A 21,183-nucleotide genomic window follows, 5' to 3' on the forward strand; every position below is an offset into this window, starting at 1 on the left:
ATTGCAACTCCGCCTTCAGGCCAGACCGGCCTCGCGCAAGAGGACGATGAAGCGTTCAAACACCCTTGTATGCTTCTCGATATCGTCAGGCGTCGTCGCCGGACACATCAACAACATGGTGTGGAACGGCGTCACCAGAATGCCTTCGTTCATGTAGAAGGCGTGAAGCAGCGTTTCGAGATCGCCGTTTCGATGAGCAATCACGTCGGCACCGTTTCGCGGCGGCTCCGGCATGAACATGATCTCGGCGCGGGCGCCGATCTGGGTGACATGCCAGGGCAGACGCTGGTTGGCGATGAGGCTGCGGATTGCCCGGCAAGCCGCGTCGCGTTGGCAATCATGCGCTGGTAGTTTTCCGCCGTCAGTACGCTCTCGAGCACCGCGCGCATGGTTGCGACCGTAAGCGCATTGCCGGCCAGCGTGCCGCCGATGCCGAGATGGGCAGCCTGGCGTTGTCGCGGGTTGGCAAGGGGTACGAGTTTCCACATTCGTTCGGCGATCTCGGCGTTGAGGCCGAAAATGCCCGCGGGAATGCCGCCGGCAATCGCCTTGCCGGCGACGAGAATATCGGGCTCCAGGCCGTGAAGCTGCGTAAAACCGCCGGGCCCACAGGACAATGTATGGGTCTCGTCGATGATCAGGACGGTGCCGGTACGGCGTGTGATATCGCGCAGCGCTTCGTGGAAGCCGGGCGCGACCGGGATCATCCCGAAGTTCGTCATCAGGGGCTCGGCCAATACGCAGGCGACGTCGCCGTGCGACAGCGCCCTCTCCAGGCCCTCGACATCGTTGAATTCGACGATCCGGCTGACAGCGGCGTGGTCGACGCCGTTCGGATCGATCGGTTGCGCATGCCGACGCGGCCGTCGCGGATCTCGATATGGGCCTCCTCGATGCCGCCGTGATAGCAGCCGGAGAACACCAGGACTTTCGGCCGCCCCGTGATCATTCGCGCGATGCGGATCGCGCCGCGGTTGGTCGTCGGTCGCCGACGTCGTCAGCGTCCAGTACCGCGGGCCGAAGCGGCGGGAGAGTTCGGCGCCGACCCAGAGGCTGTCTTCGGTCGGCAACATCATTGTCGCGCCGCGGCTTAGCTGGCGCAGTGCGGCCCGGGTGATGGCCTCGGGGGCATGACCGCACATGCCGCCGGTGTCGCCGAGGCAAAAGTCCACATAGTCATGCCCGTCGATATCGCGGATATGCGCGCCATTGGCTTCCTCAACATACCAGGGAAACCCGCCGGCCCAGCGCCGCATCCAGTGCGAGGGGCCGCCATAAAGAAAATGCTGCTTGCCCTCCTCCCACGCCCTGGCCGAGCGCGGATGCAGCTTCAGGAAACGTTCCTGTTCGCGCGCGATCAGCATGTCCAGCTTTGCGGCGTTCATCACAGCGCAATCCAGGCGGTCTTGAGGTCGCAATATTCGTCGAGCGCGTGCAACGACTTGTCCCGTCCGAATCCCGATTGCTTGAAGCCGCCGAGCGGCACGGTGATGTCGGCACCGCCATAGGTGTTGACGTGCACGACGCTCGCGTTGACGGCGCGCACCATGCGGTGCGCAGTCGACAGGCTGCCGGTCCACACCGCCGACGCCAGCCCATAGCTGGTGGAATTCGCAAGCCGCACGGCCTCGTCCTCGCTGTCAAACCGCGTGACCGCAAGCACCGGTCCAAACACCTCCTCGCGCGACCACGTCATTTCAGGCGAGACGTCGGCAAAGATCGCCGGCGACACGAAGGTCCCGCCGGTGTCGCGAAGAATCCGCTCGTCGCCGGTCAGCCGCTTCGCACCCTCACGCTCGGCAAGCTCCACTGCATCGAGGCTTCGTTGCAACTGGGCTTCGCTCGCCACCGCGCCGATGTCAGAACTCAAGCGCAGGGGATCGCTAACCCGGAGCGAAGTGGTCACGCTCAACAACTCGTCCATGAAGCGGTCGTGGATCGAGGATTGCACGATCAGCCGCGATCCGGCGACGCAGACCTGTCCCGAATTACGGAAGATGCCGTTGGCGGACACCTTGGCCGCCTGCTTGAGATCGGGCACATCGGCAAAGACTATGTTGGGCGACTTGCCGCCGAGCTCGAGATAGAAGCGCTTGAGGTTCGACCGCGCGGAGTATTCGAGCAACCGCCTGCCGACCGCGCCCGACCCGGTGAAGGCAATGGCATCGACGTCGCCGTGAAGCGCAAGGGCCTCGCCGGCCGTTGTCCCCCGGCCGGTGACAACATTCAGCACGCCATCCGGAAGACCGGCTTCGCTGGCAAGCTCGGTCAGCCGAAGCAGCGTCAGCGAAGCGAGCTCGGGCGGTTTGACCACGACCGAGTTGCCGGTCGCAAGCGCCGGCGCGATCTTCCAGGCGCCGATCATCAACGGGAAATTCCAGGGTACGATAACGCCGATCACGCCGAGCGGTTCGCGATGGATCAGGCCAAGAACATCCCGCCCGGTCGGCGCGATCTCGCCATAGACCTTGTCGACCGCCTCGGCGTAGAAGCGCATCGTTCCGGCCGCTGATATCGGTTCGGCCTTGTAGGCCATGTTGATCTCGGTGCCGTTGTCGCGGACCCCCAGCACGGCGAGTTCGAGCGCATGGCCTTCAGTCAATTCCGCCAGCCGCAGCAGGATCTTCTTGCGGTGAGAGGGTGCCGCCTTCGACCACGCGCCCTGCTCGTAAACCTGCCGGGCGCCGCGCACCGCCCGGTCGATATCGTCGGGGCCACCGTCGGCGATGCTGGTGAACGTCCGCCCGTCGATCGGAGAAAAGACGTCGAGCCGTCCGCCTCGCAGGCTGCGAACGTGCGTGCCCGCGATGAAGAGCTCCCTTGGCGTTAACGTCTCTCAGCCGATCGATCTGCTCCTGCTGCATGCTTCACTTGCCTCGTGAAGACGGCTTGCGCACCCCCACGTCCTCTCGCCAAGAGACCTTTTTGCAACGGGAATAGGCGCTCGCGGCCCGTTCCGTCGCAATCAACCGATAGGTGGATGCTGCAACAACCGCCCCAAGGCCGGCAAACTTGAAAGCCACCAGTTTTCGACCTACCACTTTTGCTGCGCCGCAGCCTGAGCGGCCGTTCGGATGCGCGGCTCCCGGCCGGCGCGCAACCGAGGAAAATTTTGGAGCATCCATCGACCATGACCAAACTCGCGCATCCCCGAATCCTGGTCATTGGGACAGGCGACACCAAGGCGGATGAACTGCGCTTCATCGGAGACTGCATCGCGGCAGCCGGCGGCGAAGCCATCATGATGGATGTCAGCGTGCTCGGCGATCCCCCCTACTCGCCGCATCACGACAAGCACGCAGTGGCGCAGGCAGCCGAGACCACGATCGACAAGATCGCCGAAAGCGGCGACGAGAATTCGGCGATGTCGCTGATGGCGCTCGGGGCGAAGCGGTTGGCACGGCGTCTATACGATAGCGGCGACTTCGACGGCATGCTCGCGATCGGCGGCACCATGGGGACGGATCTCGCGCTCGATGTCGCGCAGGCGCTGCCGATCGGCGTACCGAAATTCGTGATCTCGACCATTGCCTACTCGCATCTGGTGCCACCGGAGCGCATCGCGGCCGACCTGATGATGATCCTGTGGGCCGGCGGTCTCTATGGGCTCAACAGCACCTGCAAATCCGTGCTGTCGCAAGGCTGCGGGGCAGTCGTGGGCGCTGCGAGAAGCGCGATGAAACCGCGGTCGGACCGGCCCGTCGTCGCCATGACGTCGCTTGGAAAAAGCTGCCTCAGCTACATGGTCGAACTCAAGCCTGCGCTGGAACAGCGCGGCTGCGAGGTCGTGGTGTTTCACACCACCGGCATGGGCGGCCGCGCGATGGAATCGATCGCCGCGAAGGAGGGCTTTGCTGCCATTCTCGATCTCAGCCTGCAGGAGGTCGCCAACCAATTGACCGGCTCGGTCGTGAATTCCGGCGCCGATCGGCTGGAGAACGCCGGCAAGGCCGGAATACCGCAGATCGTGGCGCCGGGCGCCATCGATATGGTGGATTTTCCGGCCTGGCTGCCAACGCCGAAGGAACTGCTCGAACGCCCCTACCATGCACACAACCGGCTGCTGGCCTCGGCGACATCGCGCCCGGACGATCGGCGCAGGATCGCGCGCGCAATTGCAGACAAGCTTGCTTCAGCTCAGGCGCCGGTGGCGTTTGTTCTGCCGACCGGCGGTATCCAGCAATGGGACCGCGAAGGCGAAGCACTGCACGATCCGGAAGGACTGGCCGCCTTCGTCGGCGAGATGCGTTCGGCCATCAAGCCGCCGGTCGAGCTTCACGAGATCAATGACCACATCAATAGCGCGGCATTCAACGCCATCGTGCTCGGCATATTCGATCGTTGGGTGAAGGCCGGCATCGTGCCGGCCGGCCGGGCATCGGTCGCGGCGTGAGTTTTCCGCGCGCCAAAGCCCTCGTGCTCGATTTCGGCGGCGTCATCTCGAAGACGCTGTTCGAAACCCACGGACTGACCGAAGCCGCCCTTGGCCTTTCCCCGAGCACCTTGCGCTGGCGCGGACCCTTCGCGATCGAAACCGACCCGCTTTGGGCATCGATGCAACGCGGCGAAATTTCGGAACGTGACTATTGGGTCACGCGCAGCCGCGAGGTGGGACGTCTGGTCGGCGAAGACTGGAACGACATGGCGACCTTCGTCAAACGGGCGCGTGGCGCCGACCCGGAAGCCGTGATCAGGCCCGAAGCCAAGCGGGCGATCGAACTGGTTGCGGACACCGGCTTCAAACTAGCGATCCTATCGAATGAGCTCGACTTGTTCTACGGCACGGAATTTCGTGGAAGATTGCCGTTGTTGCAGCGCTTCGCGGCGATCATTGATGCCACCTACACAAAGCTATTGAAACCCGATCCGCGCGCCTATCAGATGGTGCTCGACGCGTTGTCCCTCGACGCCGGGGCTTGCGTGTTCGTGGACGACCAGCGGCGCAACATCGATGGGGCCGAAGCGTGCGGAATGGACACTGTCCTGTTCGACGTCCGCGATCCCCGCTCCGGCTACGTCGCCGCGCTCCGACCCTTCGGCCTCGAACTCACTGAAGAAATGGCGGGCAGATCATGCGCGACACCAATTTCCTGATCGAGAACAACGCCAAATCGATATGGCACCCGATGGCGCATCCGGCGGAAATGCGCGCCCATCCGCCAAGGATCATCATGAAGGGCGAAGGCGTCCACGTCACCGACGTGAGCGGGCGCACCCTGCTCGACGCCGTTGGCGGGTTGTGGAACGTCAACCTCGGCTATAGCTGCGACCCGATCAAGAAGGCGATCGCCGACCAGCTCGATGCGCTCCCCTATTATTCCGGGTTTCGCGGCACCTCGAACGGCCCTTCGATCGAACTCGCCTACGAGCTGACCGAATGGTTCAAGCCGGAAGGGATGGTGCGCGCCTTCTTCACATCGGGCGGCTCCGATTCCGTCGAGTCGGCGCTGCGGCTTGCGCGGCAGTACTGGAAGATCAAGGGACAATCGGACCGCACTAAATTCCTTGCACTGAAGAAGGGCTATCACGGCACGCATTTCGGCGGCGCCTCGGTCAACGGCAATGCCAACTTCCGACGCAATTACGAGCCGCTGCTGCCCGGCGTGTTCCACATCCCGGCGCCCTGGACCTATCGCAATCCGTTTAATGAGACCGATCCGGCCAGGCTGGCGCAGCTCTGTGCGGCCGCCATGGAGGACGAGATCGCGTTCCAAGGCGCGGATACGATCGCCGCCTTCATCATGGAGCCCGTGCTCGGCGCCGGAGGGGTGATCGTGCCTCCTGACAACTTCATGAAGCTTGTGCGCGAAATCTGTGACCGCCACGGCATCCTGATGATCTCGGACGAGGTGGTGACCGGCTTTGGCCGCACCGGCGCCTGGTCGGGCGCGCGGCTTTTCGGCGTGGAGCCGGACATGATGACGATCGCCAAGGCGATCACTTCGGGTTATTTCCCGCTCGGCGCCACCCTGATCAATGACAATATCGCCGAGACTTTTGAATCCGATCAAACCACTTTCGGTTCGATCGGCCACGGCTACACCTATTCGGGGCACCCCGTTGGCTGCGCCGCGGGGATCGCGGCGCTCGCTAAAACCAAGCGGCTCAAGCTCGACAAGAATGCCGTTGCGCGCGGCAAGGAGCTGGGACAAGCGCTGGAACAGCTCAAGGCGCGGCACGCCGTCGTCGGCGATGTCCGTTACAAGGGGCTGATGGCCGGCGTCGAACTCGTCTCCGATCGCGACAGCAAGAAGGCGGCCGACAAGAAGACGATGGCGGCGGTGGCGGACGGCTCCTACGAGGCCGGCGTGATGCTTCGCGTCTCCGGCAATAACCTCATCCTGTCGCCGCCGCTGATCCTGACGTCGGCGGACGTTGCAAAAATCGCCGAGGGCATCGACGCCGGGCTAGAGGCGGTCAAGTAGTTCAAAAACCCAGCGCCAGCCCGTCCTTGCGGTGATCGGACGCGCCGAGGAGAACGCCGCGTTCGTGGTCGATGCGGATCGCCTGGCAGCCGCCGATCGGCTCCTCTGACCAGCGGACATTGTGCCCGCGCGCGGCGAGATCGTCCTTGGCTGAGGCCGATATCGTTGTTTCCAGCGAGAGCACGCCGTCAAACGAGAACGATCGCGGCGCTTCCGCGGCGGCTGGATGTCCAGGCCGAGGTCGAGGATGTTCGAGATCAGGTTGGCGTGGCCCGTGGCCTGATAGTGCCCGCCCATCACCCCGAACGGCATCACCGCGCGTCCGTTCTGCATCATCATGCCGGGAATGATGGTGTGCATCGGCCGCTTGCGCGGCCCGAGCGAATTGGGATGCCCCGGCCGGGCGCGAAAGCTCCAGCCGCGGTTATGCAGCAGCACGCCGGACTTCGGCGCATAGATGCCGCTGCCGAACGGATAGAACAGCGAGTTGATCAGCGAAATCGCATTGAGGTCGCGGTCGACAACCGTGACATAAACGGTATCGCGGTGCTCGATATCGTCCCACGCCTCGATGGTTGAGGCGCGTTTCATGTCGATCTTTTTGCGGATTGCGCCAATATAGTCGTCGGAAAGGAACGAGGCGCTGTCGATATTGCTGGTGGCGGGATCGCAGAAGAAGGAGTCGCGCGCCCGGTATGCCGCCTTGGTCGCTTCCGCCAGCAGATGGATCCGGTCGGCCTCCGCAAGCTCCGCAACACCAAAACCGGCAAGCATCCGCAGAATCATCAGCGCCGCCAGGCCCTGCCCGTTGGGCGGGCATTCTGTGATGTCGTAGCCGCTATAGCTTGCCGAGATCGGCGTGACATAGCTCGATTTCTGCGCGGCGAAATCCTCAGGGCTGTGCGCGCCGCCGAGCCCGCGCAAAATGCCGACGATCTCATCGGCGACGGCGCCTTCGTAGAACGCCTTGCGTCCTTCCTTCGCAATGCTGCGTAGCGTCTGGCCGAGCGCCGGCTGAGACCTGATGTCGCCGACCGTCGGCAAACGGCCTCCCGGCAAGAACTGGGCCGCGGCAGCGGTATTGCCTTCAAGCCGTGACCGAAAACGTCTCCAATCCTCGGCCACACGCGGCGCGATGCAAAAGCCCTGCTCCGCCGCCGCAATCGCGGGACGGAAAATCTCTTCCAGCGGTTTGCTGCCATGGTCGGCAACCAGCCTGCACCAGGCGTCGATCGCGCCCGGCACGGTGACGGATTCGGGCGAGGTCGGGGGGATATCCCGCGCCCCGGCGCTGGCATACCTGTCGGCGATGGTGGCCGCCGCCGTATAGCCCGAGCCATTGAGGGCGACGGGAGCCCCTGCCTTTGGGGAATACAGCGCAAAGCAATCGCCGCCGATTCCCGTCATCTGGGGCTCGACCACGCCCTACACTGCTACCGCGGCGATGGCGGCGTCGACGGCATTGCCGCCCGCCTTCAGAATTTCGACCGCGGCAAAGTGCGGCTTGCGGGTGCGACGTCGCGGCCATTCCCTTCTCGGCAACCGCGACCGAGCGGGCGACGGCCATGAAATCTCGCATAACAATTCCTCTCTTTGACTGTTGGCGTCAGCCGCCATGCGCGGCCGCAACCTTGGATCGAGCACATCCTGCAGGGTATCGCCCAGCAGGTTGAAGGACAAAGCGGTGAGAAAGATCGCAGCTCCCGGCCAGATCGCCATCCACGGCGCTTCCTCGAGATAGTTTTTGGCCGTGGTCAGCATGTTGCCCCAAGATGCGCCCGGAGGCTGCTGGCCGACGCCGAGGAACGACAGGCTCGCCTCCGCGATGACCGCGAACGCCATCGTCAGCGTCGCCTGCACGATCAGCGCCGGCACGATGTTGGGAAAGATGTGCTTGAGCACGATCCGCCAACGCGGATTGCCGACAACATAGGCGGCCTCGACATACTCCTCGAACTTCACGCCCATCGCTTGCGCGCGGCTGAGGCGGATGAAGACGGGAATGGCGGCCACGCCGATCGCGATCACGGCATTGATCAGGCTGGGGCCCGAGAAAGGCGGCCAGCGACACCGCGAAGATCAGCGCCGGGATCGCCTGCATCGCGTCGGTGAAACGGGTGATGACGCCATCCACAAAGCCACCGAGATAACCCGCACACAGCCCCACGGGAACGCCGATCGCGAGCGCGATGCCTACCGATATCACGCTCGCCAGCAGCGAGGCCCTCGCGCCATAGATCATCCGGGACAGGATGTCGCGGCCGAGATCGTCGGTGCCGAACAGATGGGTGCGGCTCTGGCTTCGCGCAGCGCCGACCAGTCGGCCGATGCCGGATCGAACGGGGCGATCAGTTCCGCGCCGACGGCCAGCACAACGACGACAAGGACGACCGCCATCGCCAGCATGGCGACGGGCTGCCGCGACAATGCGGACAAGGCCAGCCCCAGGGGGCTCCGCAGCGCTGCCGACGGACGGACCTGACGAATGCTGAGCGCGACGGCCATCACCGTCCTCTCAGCCGCGGATTGACCGCGGCATAAGCGAGGTCGGCAAACAGGTTCAGAAGGAGGAAGACCGCCGCCGTACACAGCACCGCGCCCTGCACCACGGCGTAGTCGCGGTTGAACACGGCATCCACGACCAGCTTTCCGAAACCCGGCATCGAGAACACGGTTTCAGTGAGCACGGTTCCCGACAACAATTGCCCGAACTCCAGCGCACCCAGCGTGATGACCGGCAGCGCGGCGTTGCGCAGCGCATGCACGAAGATGACGGTCGTCTCGGCCAGTCCCTTGGCCCGCGCGGTCCGGACATAATCATTCGACAGAACCTGCAGCATTGCGCTGCGGGTATGCCGCATCATCACGCCGCTTACCGCGAGGCCGAGAACCGTGGCCGGCATGACCATCGACCGCAGATTTTCCGTCAGCGGCACGTATCCGGAGGCCGGCAATATCCGCCATTTGACGGCAAACAGCAAGATGAAGAGGATGCCGAGCCAGAACGCCGGCATCGAAATCCCGAACAAGGCAATACACCGGGCAAAATAGTCCATCGGTCCACCGCGCGAGGTCGCGGCCAGGATGCCCATCGAGACGCCAAAGGTCAGCGCGATGATCATCGACAGCGTTGCAAGCTCCAGCGTCACCGGAATTTTTTGCTTGAGGAGCTCAACGACGGTCTGCTGCGTCCGCAGCGAAATTCCGAGATCTCCCTGGGCAATTCCGGCTACCCACTTGCCGTAGCGGACCAGCAGGGAATCATCGAGATGGTATTTGGCGCGGATTTCGGCGATCAGGTCGGGCGACGCCTCGTCGCCCGCGATGGTCAGCGCGGGATCGCCGGGCAGAAGCTGTTGCAGCGAAAAGACGATGACCGAGACAAAGAAGATCGTCGGGATCATCAGGCCAATTCGCTGCAGCAGGAAGCGTGTCATCGAAAGCAGCCGCTCAGTTCAGCTTCAGATTGGTGAAGCGGACCAGTCCGTCTGGATAGGCCACGAAGTTGGTCATCTCCTTCTTTCTTCCCCAGAAATACTTGCGATGGAAGGCAAACAGCATCGGACGGTCCTTCAGGATGATCGCCGCTGCCTGAGCCCATGCCTTGCGTCGGGCTTCGGGGTCGGCCGTGCGCCGCGCCGCCTGCAGCGCCGCATAGACTTCGGGATTGCAGTACTTGCCGATGTTGAGCGGCGCGTTGCAGGCGGTGAAATTGTAGATGTTGCCGTCGGGATCGGGGCGGCCGCTCCAGAAATAGGTGAACATCTCGAAATCGCCTTTCTGGGTGATGTCGAGGGCGGTCGCAAATTCGGTCGCCTGTATCTTTACGTCAAATCCGGCGCGCGTCATCGCCTGGATGATCTGCGCGAACTGCACCGTCTCGGTTTGCGTCGGGGTGACGAGCGTGACGACGGGGTTCGGCTTGCCGGCTGCGGCGAGCAGCGCCTTTGCCTTGGCGATGTCGCGCTTCTGAATCGGAAGCTGCTTGTCGTAGTACGTGTTCGATGGCGAGACCCACTGGTTGCCGGGCGTGTACTGGCCCTTTGACATCGCCTGCACCAGCCCGTCGCGGTCGATCGACAGCTCGAATGCCTCGCGGATGCGCGGATCGGAGCCCATCGGTCCCTTCGACTTCTCGCCGGCGCCGACATTATAAAGGAGGCCGTTCCAGCCCAGCTCGGTATTTTCCTCGACCGCGAAACGGCCTTCGGATTTGACGCCGGCCACATCGATCGGCGCGATGCGGTCGATCAGGTCGAGTTGCCCGGATCGAATGCGAGGCGGACGGTCGGATCAGGCAAGGTCCGAAACACGATCTGGTCGAGATAGATGTTGTCCTTGTTCCAGTACTTGTCGAACTTGTCGACGACGATGCGGTCCTGCGCCACCCTTTCATTGAACCTGAACGGGCCTGCGCAGACCGACGCGGTGGTGAATTTGTCGCCGACTGGCCGCCTTCGGCGACACCGTCATGCCGGGCGCGGTCGGACAGATATCCGACCAGCGGCACAAAGGGCGCAGACAAACTGAGCTTGACGGTGAGGTTATCGACGACCTCCACGACTTCAGCGGCCCGAGTTCAGCCTTGCGCTGTGAGCCGGTCATCGACTGATGGCGCTCGATCGAATACTTCACCGCCTCGGCGTTGAAAGGTTCGCCGTCGTGAAACACGACGTTGGGGCGCAGCTTGAGGGTCAGCGAGAGGTTGTCGTCGGACCAGGACCACGAGGTCGCGAGCTGCGGCGTGAACTTCAGGTCCGGCGTGATATCGATCAGCTTGTCACAGAGCGCGCTGAAGATCATGCGCGTCGTGAAGCCGCGGCTTAGCGTAGGATCGAGGACATTGACATCCTCGTTGAAGCCGAAACGCAGGGACTGCGCCTGGACGCCGCTCGTCACCGCGAGCGACACCAGGGAAGCGAGCAATAGTCTCTTCATGATCTCAACTCCTGCTGACCGGCGGCCGATCCCGCCTTGTCCTGAAAAAATCCGAGAAGCCGTTGAATACGGGTCGAATGGATGTCGTCGCTCGCCCTGACCGCTTCCGGCATCGGCTCGACGTCGCGCCAGCGGTGACAGCCGACGACATGCCCGGGCGCAATCGTTTCCAGCACCGGTTCGACCTGCGCGCAGATGTTCGTTTTTAGCGGGCAGCGCGTGTGGAAGCGGCATCCCGATGGCGGATCGATCGGGCTGGGAACGTCGCCGCCGACGGTAGTCGCGCGGACGCGGCCGAAAACCGGTTGCGGGATAGCGCCCAGCAGCGCGCGCGTGTAGGGGTGCCGCGGGTTGGTAAACAGCTCGGACGCTCTTGCAACTTCGACCAGACGGCCGAGATACATCACGGCGATGCGGTCGGAGATGTGCTTTACGACGGCAAGGTCATGCGCGATGAACAGCAGGCTGAGACCGAGCCGCACCTTCAGCATCTTGAGTAGATTGAGAACCTGCGCCTGCACCGAAACGTCGAGCGCGGAGACCGCCTCGCCGCAAACGATGAAGGATGGTTCAAGCGCCAGGGCGCGTGCGATGCCGACGCGCTGTCTCTGGCCGCCCGACAGCTCATGCGGATAGCGCGACGCGAACGACCGCGGCAACCCGACCATCTCCAGCAGTTCGGCTATTCTCGTTGCGCGTTGCCGTTTTGGAACCATGCTGTGCAACGACAGCGGTTCGCCGATCGCCTCGCCTGCCGTCATCCGCGGATTGAGCGACGCATACGGATACTGGAACACGAACTGAATGCGCCGCGAAATCCTCTCCGCCTTGCGCCGCGCACCGGCGCCGTATTTCCGTCCTTCAAATTCGACATGGCCCGATGTCGGATCGATCAACTGGACCAGCATCCTGCCCGTCGTCGACTTGCCGCAACCGGATTCGCCGACGAGGGACAGCGTCTCGCCCTTGGCGACCTCGAAGCTGACGCCGTCGACCGCACGCAGCGACGTTTGCGTTCGCCCAAACCAGCCACCGCCAACCGGATAATGCTTGGCAAGGTCGACCGCCCTGAGCACCGGCTCGGTCATAACGGTGCCTTCCAGCACGCCGCCCGGTGCCCCGGTCTCACCTCAGCGAGATCAGGGCTTTCCTCCCGGCATTTGTCGGCGGCGAACGGGCAGCGCGGCTCGAACCTGCATCCCGGCGGCGGATCGGAGGCCAGCGGCAGCGTGCCGGGAATCGCAGGCAGCCATTCGCTCGTCGTATCGATCCGCGGGATCGATCCCATCAAACCGACGGTGTAGGGATGCTGCGGCTGCTCGAACAGCGAGCGGGTCGGCCCCTCCTCGACCATACGTCCGGCGTAAAGCACGACGACGCGGTCGACATTCTCGGCGACGACACCGATGTCGTGCGAGATGAAGATCATCGCCGAACCGAGCTCGTCCTTCAGCTCCCCAAGCAGATGGAGGATCTGGGCCTGCACCGTGACATCGAGGGCCGTCGTCGGCTCGTCGGCGATCAGGAGCGCCGGCTGGCAGATCAGCGCGATTGCGATCATCACGCGCTGGCGCATGCCGCCGAAGCTGGTGCGGGTATTCGTCGAAACCGCCGTTCGGCGGCGGGCAGCTTGACCTTCTTGCGCTGGTCGCAGCCGCGATGCCGTATCAGCCCCTCTGCGATCTGATAGCCGACGATGAGCGCTGGATTGAGGCTCGTCATCGGATCCTGAAAACTCATTGCGAGGCGGTCCCCGCGAAGATCGCGCATGCGGCCGGCGCCAATTTCAGGAGGTCGGCGCTCTCGAACTCGACGTGCCGCGATACCGACATGCCGACTGGCAAAAGGCCCATCAAAGCGAGTGACGTCAGCGATTTTCCGCAGCCGGACTCGCCAACGATGCCCAACGTTTCGCCGCGGTTGAGTGTAAAGGAAAGGCCATCGACCAGCGGATAGCCAGCGTTGCTGGTTACGCGCAGGTCGCGTACGTCCAGCAAGAGTTGCGGTGCGCCCTCGGACTGCCACGCCGTCGATTTGCTGGAAACCGCGCGTGGCGCTGCGCGTCCGGCATTTTGCGCAAACAGGAACGCTTTCCCGTTCTTCGAACGAAGCGGTCCTCTCGCAAGCGGATGGATGCTGTCCAACACATACGGTGACATCGCTAGAATGACGCCGGCCCCTGAAACACCAATCAGGGGAACCGTGATCCGGCAACCATGCCGGATCAATCAACCGAACGGTGGATGATCGATCATGAAGGGCGCCATCGCTTCGCGGCGGCGCGCAAGCCTATCAGTGCAGTCTCGACATCAGCGCGACCACCGCCGAGCGCGTCTCCACACCGAGCTTCTCGAAGATGTGGATGAGATGCGTCTTGACGGTCGCGTGGCCTATCCCAAGGCACTCGCTGATCTCTCGGTTGGTCCGTCCGCAGCAGACGAGCTCGATCACGTCGAGTTCGCGCGAGGTCAGGCCATAGCGCGCGGCCTGTTCACTCGCCGACGGCGTGCAACCGACCAGGTTGAACTCGAGATAATCGTGAATCTTCTCAGCGATATTTGTAGCCTCGTCGGGAATCTTGCATCCAGGCATCCAGATGACGCTCATGCCGGCGACGATCTTATCACCTCGACGGAAGAAAAACTCCATCATGTCGGCGATTCCGAACTGGTCGGTAAATGACCGGTATGCTGCCGTTTCCGCATTCGAGTATTGCGTTGACATGACGCTGAGCCACGCAAATGGCTTTCCGGCGGCGCGTTTGGGATGAAGCGGGTCGAACTGTCCCATCCGCTCAACATATTCGCGATGAAAATCGAGCGGAATTCCGCTCAAGAGAAATCGATTGTGGTTAAGACCATCATCGACGGCGTAAAACGCCATCGCTGATGCATCGAACATCCCTCTCGCAAATTGAACGGCCTGACTGGCTGCCGGATCAGAGCGACTCGCGATCATGTACATGGCCACCCTCCCAATTTGCTTCCTCTGAAAGTCGGACATCGAGCGCATCCGTCTCGCGTACGGGGCAGACGCACCTTTCAGTCAAGCAAAATGCGGGCCAACCCCTTAAAAACGCGATCAAAAAAGGACATACTGCCCGGCGCGGGCGGCGGACAGCGACAACTCATATCCACCATCCGGTGGATTGCTGCGACACCCGCCGCCGCGATGATCCCGCCAGGCTCGTCTCCCAGAGATGCTTGGCGCTCAAGGTACCATGTCGATTGTCCCGGCTGACGAAGGTCAGATCACGCTCGCCAACTGGCGCCAGCATCCGCAGATGGAATGGAGCTATCGGAATGTTCGCGAAGTGCTTCCCACCGCGAACATTGCGCGATCGAGCACGCCAGTAGCGCTGCCGCGGTCGCCCCGCTATCTCGACGAGATCCCCTTCGCGGACCTGAAGGGCGAAAAGAGGACGGTCGCTGACGCGTTGCGCTCAACCCACGTCGACGGCTTTTTTGGTGCTCCATCGCGGCCGGACCGTCACGGAGTGGTATGCGCACGGTCTCGCGCCCGATGCGCAGCACCTGATATTTTCGGTCAGCAAATCCATAGCCGGCACGGTCGGCGGCATCCTGACCGGGCAAGGCCGGCTCGATCCCGAAGCGCCGGTCGTCCGCTATCTTCCCGAGTTGAAGGCTTCGGTATACGGCGGCTGCACCGTCCGCCACCTTCTCGACATGAGCGTCTCTGAAGCGGATTAATCCTGCTGTTCGCACGATCGCCGTGGAGCCGGCCGGCTCGATCGTCTGATGAATGCAGCCGCGCCGGAGAGATCCGCGCTAAACATCGAGGGTTCGAGCTCAGCGGTGCTGGCAGTAAAGAAACGCGCGTGTCGCGGCGAACTTTAGAGTTGCTGAGTGTTCTCAGCGAAACGAGGAAGATCAGACTTCTCGAGCATCTTTACGGACCACTTTCCCAAGCACGGAGTATCTCACGCGTCGCCAGCCAATAACTATGCCAGTTATTGCGAACAGCAGTCCACACATGCAGAGGCCGACTATCAAAGTGCTCCGGACGCGAGGACGAATCACAAGGATTGGAAAATCCAGCGTGTGTAATGCGCTGTAAAGCCAGCGATACGCGCGGCGCGACGAGTCCAATCTTTGCAAGATGTTCCCGCTCGCGCCGTCAATGTCATACCACACGTTGCCGCATACCGAACGGTAGACAGGCGCACCCGGTATCGTGGAGGACGCCATGTAATTGTCATCTGCCGCAAGGATTGCTGGAAAGCCGCAACCAAATGCCAAGCGGTGGGTCAACGCTTGGACCTCGCGCGAGTCCAGGAACCCTGATTGATCATCCGATCTCGGGCTCCCCGCTCGAACTAGCGTTTGCCTCCCGAGATCGATCCGGTCGCGTCGATAGCGGTCCCCATTGAAGGCGAACCATTCGATCTCTCGGGCAGACGGCGACATTGACCCCCAGTCTGTAGACGGAAGCCTGTTCCAGGCTGGTGGGGACGCGGCGGCGTTAGCCTCGGTGTCGGTCAATTGCCCACGCGAGAACAACCGCCCGTGATCCATGGATAGCCAGCCGCTGAAGATCCACGTCAGGACGAAAACTGTCGCTATTAAGCCAATGACGTGATGCAGCGCATGCCAGCCATGATAGGGCGAAACGGCAGTTCCCTGCTGAATCCTGATCCGCGCGCCCCCAAGCACCGCGCCGAGCGCCGCTCCGATCAAGGCAAGCAGCGACAGCGTCCATACCACGCGATCCCAGAGCGACCAATTGCTTCGGAGCATCATGGGATAGATCCAGTGCAGCACGCTGCCCGCAAGATTCCACCACCTCTCGCTGCGCGTCGTGTCCAATACGATCTCGCCGGTGACCGAGGACACATAGACTGCTGTATCGGCCGCATCGTTGAGCGCCACGCGAAACAAGGGACGGTGACGATCGAAGCCGTTCGGCACGCTCCATTGATCATAATCTGCGAGCTCAACGATTGACGCGCGCGAGACATCCATGCCGCGCCGCCTTGCATGATCCCTCGCCGCAGCGAGGGCAATGTCGGGAGATTTCACTGCGGCACCCGTCGCATCTGATGCACGGATCGTCCGCAATTGCGACGACCCCGAAACGACGTACACCGGCCCGTCGGTCCGCTGGATCAGCCGAACGCGCGCGGCGTCCTCGATGCCGCTTGCCTCGACAGCTGTCGACGGATCGATGGTCACACGAGCGCTGTCCACGGCGGCAAGTCCGGCAAAGCGTTCCGCTTCCGTGAGCGACGGAAACGGAACGAAGTGCATGACAATGCCGGTCGCAAACCACATTGCGAACAGGAGGCAGAACGCGACCCCGAGCCATCGGTGCAGCAGGACCAGTCCGTCCATCATACGGCAATCACCTCACCATTTGAGGGCGGCGGAGATCTCATAGGTGCGCGGGGCTCCCAGCAGGATCTGGTCGGGATAGAACGGATCGCCCCAGATCGCGTAGCGCTTGTCGGTCACATTCCGCACCCGGAAAGTCAGCCGCGTTTGCTCGACGGCATTGAAGACGGATTTGGGGATGTCGACGAAGGCATAGAGATCGGCCACCGTGTAGGCGTTCATCGTCACGGTGTTGGCATCGGTATTGTAGCGATCGCCGACATGGCGGCCGATCACCCCGAGCTCGACCGGCCACGGCGTGAAGAACCGGTAGGACGCGCCGGCGTTCGCGACGACGCGCGGCACGTTCGGCGGCGTATTCCCGGAAAACGAGCCACCAGCAAAATTGTAGTCGGCATAGCGCGCGTCGATATAGGCGATGTTGCCCCACACACGCCAGGCTTCCGTCAGGCGCATGGAGGCTGCGAGCTCCACGCCCTTCGATTCCTGCCGTCCGGCGAAGTTGAGCTGCATGCCGCCGGCCGCCGCATAGACATTCTTGCGCAGGATATCGAAGGCTGAGAACGACCACTCCGCCCGGTTGTCCCAGAACAGATGCTTCACGCCGGTTTCATAGGTCCGCGACGTTGTCAGGTCGAGCGGCTGGAGCGGCCCGAGCAGAAAAATGTTATTGGCCGACACGTCTGCACCCGTCGCGTATTGGCTGAAGAACGTCAGGCCGGGAACGGCCTCCCAAGTGTAGCCGATGCGGCCCGTCACCGGCATCCAGGATTTCGAGAAGGGAAAGCCCGTCTTCACCACGCCGTTCGCGTCGGTCGAATTCCGGTCGAGCCCGATATGCTCCATGCGCAGGCCACCGACCAGAGCAAATGTCCGTGTGATCTTAAGGCGATCCTCGAACGACAGGGACTCATTGTCGATTCGAGCGGTCTGTCGCTGCGTCGTCAGCAGGCCGTAGTATCCACGCGCGGGATCGACCAGCGCGACCAGGTCGTGGGGGAAGTTGGCGGCACCCGGGCGGACGAAATCGAGGCCGCTCGCCGCAACCGTCGTCACGAGGCGGTTATCCATACCGACGATGTTCGCATCCCAGGTCAAGTCGGTGATGTTGCCTGCGAGCTTCTGGCGATGCGCCACGTAGAAGCGCTCGCGATCGACCAGGTTCGAATTGGCGTTGAACGCCTCAACTTCGTTGTTGAGCCACTCGCGCTCGGCGCCATAGCCATAGGCCTGGCTCTTCAGGGTCAGACCGGGTGCGAGCCTGAGCTCGAAGCCGCCGCGAAGCCACACCTCCTTCGCCACGTTACGATTATCGAGAACGTTGTAGTTGTTGTTGAAGGTGCGGTCGTCGATCGTGACGGGCCCCAGGTTCGATCCGTTGTAGTTCGAGACGTAGCTCCCGGAGACAATGCCGGCTGTGGCATGGGATCCGCTGAAGGCGACCGGAACGAGCGGCACGCCCCAATAGGCCCTCGAACGGTCCTCCTTGTATTCGATGGCGCCCCAGACCTTGAGATTATCGGATATGCGGTAATTCAGTTGGCCCGATACGTCGAGCGTCTTCGTGTTGGTGTCATCGGCAAAACCGTTGAGTGAGGAGCGGCTGATGTCGGACCGGTAGTCCAGGCCCTGGATGTTGGTGCTGCCGCCGGAGCCGTAGTAGCTCCGGAACGAATTCAGCGAGTCATAGGAGAAGTACGCCTCGTTCCGGATCGGCCCGATGTGCGGCTGCTTGGTCACGAAATTGACCGCACCGCCGGCGGCACCCTCGCCCGACAACAGTGAGGCTGGTCCCTTCAGAAACTCCACTGCCTTGAGATTGGCCGCATCCATGATACGCGACGTCATGTTCTGCGGACCGATCTTGATGCCGTTGTAGAGCACGTTGATCTGGCTGTTGGTGAAGCCGCGCATCGAGAAGGCCGAGGGCTCGGCCGGATTGTCACCGGACGTCACGCCGACCGCGCCTTGCGCGACTTCCGACACCGTCCGATAGCCTTGCTCACGGATCGTCTCAGCTGAAATCACCTCGACGGTTGCCGGAATCTCGCGCACGGTCAGGCCAAGACGCGAAGCGCCCTTGGCGACAGCGTTCGTGTTCGGCGGCGTCTGCATTGCTTGCTCATCAGGCTTCGGTGCTGTCGCGGCGGACGTGGCTCTGCTTGCCGCCGTATGGCGCGCGCCGCGTTCGTCGCGACCGGCCGGCCTTGCCGGTCTGCGCTTCTGATCGGCACCCGGATAAATCTCGACGGGTGGCAATTGCTCACGGGAGCTCGCCTGTTGCGCCCAGGCCACGGAGATGTCGAGGGAAGCAAAATAAGAGAGAACGCCGGATGCGAGCAAGAATTGGCCCGACCGGGCGGCACGAAGAGACGACATGGTTGATACCTCGGTATGACGTCAGTGGCACGTCACAGCGACCCAGGTCTCAACCTCCAGCTTGCTAAGCCTCGGGTGAAGCCGAATGTCTGTACTCCCCGACCGATATCTTCGCGTGTGACCACGGCTGACGGCAGGTCTCCTGGCTTGCGGGTCGTTACCTTGCGTCGCCTTCCCGGGACCGAGATGCCCAGTGGCTCGTGACGCAACATTCTCCGCTCACAGTTGCGGGGGCAGCTACGGCATTGAGGAAACCTCCTCGCACCGCATTCCCTTTTCACCCCCGTAAGGGGAAACCGTCGCGTGCATCTAGGATTAAGACGAGCACGGAGTCAATGTGCAGTCTCGGTGTCCTTGTCGCAGCGATCTCTACATTGACAATTGCTTACCGGAGCGTGCTATCGCGTTACTGCTCTGACGTAGGTGGAGACGTTGAATGGAAGGGGACACCTTCCTCTGGCTGGTCCGGCATGCCGTCGTCAATGGCGTCGCAGGGACGATCCATGCCTCGGACGCCCCCGCGGATCTCAACGACCGGACGCAACTTGAAGCGCTGAGACGGCATCTGCCGCAGGACGCCGCAAGCTACGCAAGCCCGTCGCGACGAACCGTCGACACGGCGCGTGCGCTGGGGCGTGACCCGATCCTGGTGCCCGAATTCCGCGAGCAGGATTTTGGCGACTGGACCGGGCAGCGCCACGACGATCTCGCCGCTGCCGGCCGCGAAGGCTACGCAAAGTTCTGGAGCGATCCGGCTCGCTCCCGGCCGCCGGGCGGCGAAAGCTTTGAAGATCAGATTGTCAGGGTTCGGCAGGGCCTCGATCAGATCGGGACCGGACCGGCAATCCTTGTCGTCCATTCCGGCACCATCCGCGCTGCGCTGTGCATCGCACTTGACCTCACCCCGTAGGCTGCCCTCCGCTTCGTCATCGACCCGCTCTTCCTCACTCGCATCGATCGGCTGTCGAATGGCTGGCGGGTGCTATCGGTCAATCAGCGCGCTGCTTGAAGCGCCGTCATCAGGCCGGCCGATCCGGCACGTTGGCTTGCGCAAAGGTCGCCATGCCGTTGTGCAGGGCGCATGCGAGCCGCACCAGCGGCAGTACGAGCGCGGCACCAGATCCCTCGCCGAGCCTCAGGTCCAGGCTGACCAGAGGATGGACGTTGAGCGCGCGAAGAATCAGGCGATGTCCCTGCTCCGCCGATTGGTGGGAGGGCAAGAGATATGGCTGACACGACGGATTGAGACGCACCGCCGCGAGCGCTCCAGCTGACACGATGAAGCCGTCGATCAGGACCGGAATGCGCCGCTGCGCGGCTGCGATGATCGCACCGCAGATGGCGGCGATCTCGAGACCCCCAACTGCACACAAGATCTTTTCGGCAGAAGCCCCCGCAAGCCTGTGCAGGGCCAGCGCGGCATCAACCAGCCGCGCCTTGCGGGCCCGGCCGGCGGTATCGACGCCGGTTCCGCTACCTGCGATCTCTTCGGCGCTCACGCCGAGCAGGGCCGAAGCGATTGCTGCCGAGGTCGTGGTGTTGCCGATCCCCATTTCTCCGAAGATGAGTAGATCAGGATGCCCGGCCTCCGCGCGCAGCACCGCGCGCCGGCCGCATTCAAAGGCGAACGCCAGCTCGCTCGGGTTAAGCGCCGCCTCCACACTGAAATCGCGGCTGCCACAGCGCGGCTTGTCGGTGACGACACCCGCCAGCGGCGCTCCCGCCAACGTGCCGGCGTCGACGACTTCGAGACCTAAACCCAATTCGCGTGCCAAGACCGATATCGCAGCGCCGCCCGCGGCGAAATTCGCCATCATCGCGATCGTCACCTCCTGCGGATAGGCCGACACGCCCTGCGCGACGATGCCGTGATCGCCGGCAAAGATGATGATCGGCACGCGCGCCGCGCGAGGTTTTTTCGTCTGCTGCAAACCGGCAAGCTCGACCGCAATGTGCTCGAGCCGGCCGAGCGCACCGGTCGGCTTTGTCAGTTGCCCCTGCCGCGCGAGCGCCGCCTCGCGATGGACGGCCGAGACATCAGGGCAGTTCTGGGAGACCCACTCGGGAAGCATGTTGTTCTGCCTCTGCAT

Annotated in this window: 16 protein-coding genes, 5 pseudogenes and 1 riboswitch; of the genes and pseudogenes, 5 read left to right on the forward strand and 16 right to left on the reverse strand. The window is 62.9% G+C overall.

Features of this window, described 5'->3' with window-relative positions; translation table 11 throughout:
• Positions 1-15 precede the first annotated feature (15 nt).
• From IVA95_RS23425 to IVA95_RS23435, 3 genes and pseudogenes are all read right to left on the reverse strand, one after another.
• Positions 16-204, reverse strand: a complete 189-nt coding sequence (locus IVA95_RS23425) for a hypothetical protein (protein ID WP_247512626.1) — start codon at positions 202-204, stop codon at positions 16-18.
• Positions 201-1,385 carry an aminotransferase class III-fold pyridoxal phosphate-dependent enzyme gene (locus tag IVA95_RS23430; protein WP_247512627.1) on the reverse strand — a complete coding sequence of 395 codons (1,185 nt, stop codon included), beginning with the start codon at positions 1,383-1,385 and terminating at the stop codon, positions 201-203. The genes IVA95_RS23425 and IVA95_RS23430 overlap by 4 nt, the downstream gene beginning before the upstream one ends.
• Positions 1,385-2,864 (reverse strand): annotated as a pseudogene (locus IVA95_RS23435) (aldehyde dehydrogenase). Before IVA95_RS23435 ends, IVA95_RS23430 begins: the two are co-directional and overlap by 1 nt.
• Before the next feature lie 266 nt (positions 2,865-3,130).
• Between IVA95_RS23435 and IVA95_RS23440 the strand changes: the two are divergent.
• The 3 genes from IVA95_RS23440 to IVA95_RS23450 are packed head-to-tail and all read left to right on the forward strand — an operon-like array spanning position 3,131 to position 6,425.
• A complete protein-coding gene (locus tag IVA95_RS23440) occupies positions 3,131-4,393 on the forward strand; it encodes a Tm-1-like ATP-binding domain-containing protein (RefSeq protein WP_247512628.1) in 1,263 nt (420 codons plus the stop codon).
• Positions 4,390-5,094, forward strand: a complete 705-nt coding sequence (locus tag IVA95_RS23445) for an HAD-IA family hydrolase (RefSeq protein WP_247512629.1) — start codon at positions 4,390-4,392, stop codon at positions 5,092-5,094. Before IVA95_RS23440 ends, IVA95_RS23445 begins: the two co-directional genes overlap by 4 nt.
• Complete coding sequence (locus IVA95_RS23450; protein ID WP_247512630.1) at positions 5,073-6,425, forward strand: aspartate aminotransferase family protein; 1,353 nt, start codon at positions 5,073-5,075, stop codon at positions 6,423-6,425. Before IVA95_RS23445 ends, IVA95_RS23450 begins: the two co-directional genes overlap by 22 nt.
• 1 nt (position 6,426) lies before the next feature.
• Here IVA95_RS23450 and IVA95_RS23455 read toward each other — a convergent pair.
• The 10 genes and pseudogenes from IVA95_RS23455 to IVA95_RS23500 form a co-directional block, all read right to left on the reverse strand.
• Positions 6,427-8,004 (reverse strand): annotated as a pseudogene (locus tag IVA95_RS23455) (gamma-glutamyltransferase family protein).
• Positions 8,005-8,048: 44 nt separating this feature from the next.
• A pseudogene (locus IVA95_RS23460) lies at positions 8,049-8,831 on the reverse strand (ABC transporter permease); the annotation flags it as partial.
• A gap of 98 nt (positions 8,832-8,929) precedes the next feature.
• Complete coding sequence (locus tag IVA95_RS23465; RefSeq protein ID WP_247512631.1) at positions 8,930-9,862, reverse strand: ABC transporter permease; 933 nt, start codon at positions 9,860-9,862, stop codon at positions 8,930-8,932.
• Between the two features lie 13 nt (positions 9,863-9,875).
• A pseudogene (locus tag IVA95_RS23470) lies at positions 9,876-10,813 on the reverse strand (ABC transporter substrate-binding protein).
• A 4-nt stretch (positions 10,814-10,817) separates the two neighbouring features.
• Positions 10,818-11,363: an ABC transporter substrate-binding protein gene (locus IVA95_RS23475; RefSeq protein ID WP_247512632.1), complete on the reverse strand. Its 546-nt coding sequence runs from the start codon at positions 11,361-11,363 to the stop codon at positions 10,818-10,820.
• The gene (locus tag IVA95_RS23480; protein WP_247512633.1) at positions 11,360-12,451 is read right to left on the reverse strand and encodes an ABC transporter ATP-binding protein; all 1,092 of its coding nucleotides are present in this window, start codon (positions 12,449-12,451) and stop codon (positions 11,360-11,362) included. The genes IVA95_RS23475 and IVA95_RS23480 overlap by 4 nt, the downstream gene beginning before the upstream one ends.
• Positions 12,448-12,924 carry an ABC transporter ATP-binding protein gene (locus IVA95_RS23485; RefSeq protein WP_346658035.1) on the reverse strand — a complete coding sequence of 159 codons (477 nt, stop codon included), beginning with the start codon at positions 12,922-12,924 and terminating at the stop codon, positions 12,448-12,450. The genes IVA95_RS23480 and IVA95_RS23485 overlap by 4 nt, the downstream gene beginning before the upstream one ends.
• Positions 12,924-13,103: a hypothetical protein gene (locus IVA95_RS23490; RefSeq protein WP_247512635.1), complete on the reverse strand. Its 180-nt coding sequence runs from the start codon at positions 13,101-13,103 to the stop codon at positions 12,924-12,926. The genes IVA95_RS23485 and IVA95_RS23490 overlap by 1 nt, the downstream gene beginning before the upstream one ends.
• Complete coding sequence (locus IVA95_RS38935) at positions 13,100-13,510, reverse strand: ATP-binding cassette domain-containing protein (RefSeq protein WP_346658036.1); 411 nt, start codon at positions 13,508-13,510, stop codon at positions 13,100-13,102. Before IVA95_RS38935 ends, IVA95_RS23490 begins: the two co-directional genes overlap by 4 nt.
• Positions 13,511-13,655: 145 nt before the next feature.
• Positions 13,656-14,375 carry a helix-turn-helix transcriptional regulator gene (locus tag IVA95_RS23500; RefSeq protein ID WP_247512636.1) on the reverse strand — a complete coding sequence of 240 codons (720 nt, stop codon included), beginning with the start codon at positions 14,373-14,375 and terminating at the stop codon, positions 13,656-13,658.
• Positions 14,376-14,830: 455 nt separating this feature from the next.
• On the opposite strand from IVA95_RS23500, the gene IVA95_RS23505 reads away from it, so the two are divergent.
• Complete coding sequence (locus IVA95_RS23505; protein ID WP_247512637.1) at positions 14,831-15,073, forward strand: serine hydrolase domain-containing protein; 243 nt, start codon at positions 14,831-14,833, stop codon at positions 15,071-15,073.
• A 180-nt stretch (positions 15,074-15,253) separates the two neighbouring features.
• On the opposite strand, the gene IVA95_RS23510 is transcribed toward IVA95_RS23505, so the two are convergent.
• Together IVA95_RS23510 and IVA95_RS23515 are read right to left on the reverse strand one after the other, a co-directional pair.
• Positions 15,254-16,717, reverse strand: a complete 1,464-nt coding sequence (locus IVA95_RS23510; protein ID WP_247512638.1) for a PepSY domain-containing protein — start codon at positions 16,715-16,717, stop codon at positions 15,254-15,256.
• Positions 16,718-16,729: 12 nt separating this feature from the next.
• Complete coding sequence (locus IVA95_RS23515) at positions 16,730-19,093, reverse strand: TonB-dependent receptor (protein WP_247512639.1); 2,364 nt, start codon at positions 19,091-19,093, stop codon at positions 16,730-16,732.
• Between the two features lie 114 nt (positions 19,094-19,207).
• A riboswitch (cobalamin riboswitch) is annotated at positions 19,208-19,409 on the reverse strand.
• A gap of 120 nt (positions 19,410-19,529) precedes the next feature.
• Here IVA95_RS23515 and IVA95_RS23520 point away from each other — a divergent pair.
• Positions 19,530-20,102 (forward strand): annotated as a pseudogene (locus IVA95_RS23520) (histidine phosphatase family protein).
• A 10-nt stretch (positions 20,103-20,112) separates the two neighbouring features.
• Here IVA95_RS23520 and cobT read toward each other — a convergent pair.
• Complete coding sequence (gene cobT / locus IVA95_RS23525) at positions 20,113-21,165, reverse strand: nicotinate-nucleotide--dimethylbenzimidazole phosphoribosyltransferase (RefSeq protein WP_247512732.1); 1,053 nt, start codon at positions 21,163-21,165, stop codon at positions 20,113-20,115.
• Between the last annotated feature and the right edge of the window lie 18 nt (positions 21,166-21,183).

Origin of the sequence: Bradyrhizobium sp. 157 (assembly GCF_023073815.1) — a bacterium.
Lineage (GTDB): Bacteria > Pseudomonadota > Alphaproteobacteria > Rhizobiales > Xanthobacteraceae > Bradyrhizobium.

What these genes read in the sequence shown, in the direction of transcription:
- IVA95_RS23515 (WP_247512639.1), bottom strand. Translation starts at nt 19,093, where the DNA reads ATGTCGTCTCTTCGTGCCGCCCGGTCGGGCCAATTCTTGCTCGCATCC.
- IVA95_RS23500 (WP_247512636.1), bottom strand. Translation starts at nt 14,375, where the DNA reads ATGCGCTCGATGTCCGACTTTCAGAGGAAGCAAATTGGGAGGGTGGCC.
- IVA95_RS23485 (WP_346658035.1), bottom strand. Translation starts at nt 12,924, where the DNA reads ATGATCGCAATCGCGCTGATCTGCCAGCCGGCGCTCCTGATCGCCGAC.
- IVA95_RS23450 (WP_247512630.1), top strand. Translation starts at nt 5,073, where the DNA reads ATGCGCGACACCAATTTCCTGATCGAGAACAACGCCAAATCGATATGG.
- IVA95_RS23465 (WP_247512631.1), bottom strand. Translation starts at nt 9,862, where the DNA reads ATGACACGCTTCCTGCTGCAGCGAATTGGCCTGATGATCCCGACGATC.
- IVA95_RS23480 (WP_247512633.1), bottom strand. Translation starts at nt 12,451, where the DNA reads ATGACCGAGCCGGTGCTCAGGGCGGTCGACCTTGCCAAGCATTATCCG.
- cobT (WP_247512732.1), bottom strand. Translation starts at nt 21,165, where the DNA reads ATGCTTCCCGAGTGGGTCTCCCAGAACTGCCCTGATGTCTCGGCCGTC.
- IVA95_RS23440 (WP_247512628.1), top strand. Translation starts at nt 3,131, where the DNA reads ATGACCAAACTCGCGCATCCCCGAATCCTGGTCATTGGGACAGGCGAC.
- IVA95_RS23510 (WP_247512638.1), bottom strand. Translation starts at nt 16,717, where the DNA reads ATGATGGACGGACTGGTCCTGCTGCACCGATGGCTCGGGGTCGCGTTC.
- IVA95_RS23475 (WP_247512632.1), bottom strand. Translation starts at nt 11,363, where the DNA reads ATGAAGAGACTATTGCTCGCTTCCCTGGTGTCGCTCGCGGTGACGAGC.
- IVA95_RS23430 (WP_247512627.1), bottom strand. Translation starts at nt 1,385, where the DNA reads ATGAACGCCGCAAAGCTGGACATGCTGATCGCGCGCGAACAGGAACGT.
- IVA95_RS23490 (WP_247512635.1), bottom strand. Translation starts at nt 13,103, where the DNA reads ATGAGTTTTCAGGATCCGATGACGAGCCTCAATCCAGCGCTCATCGTC.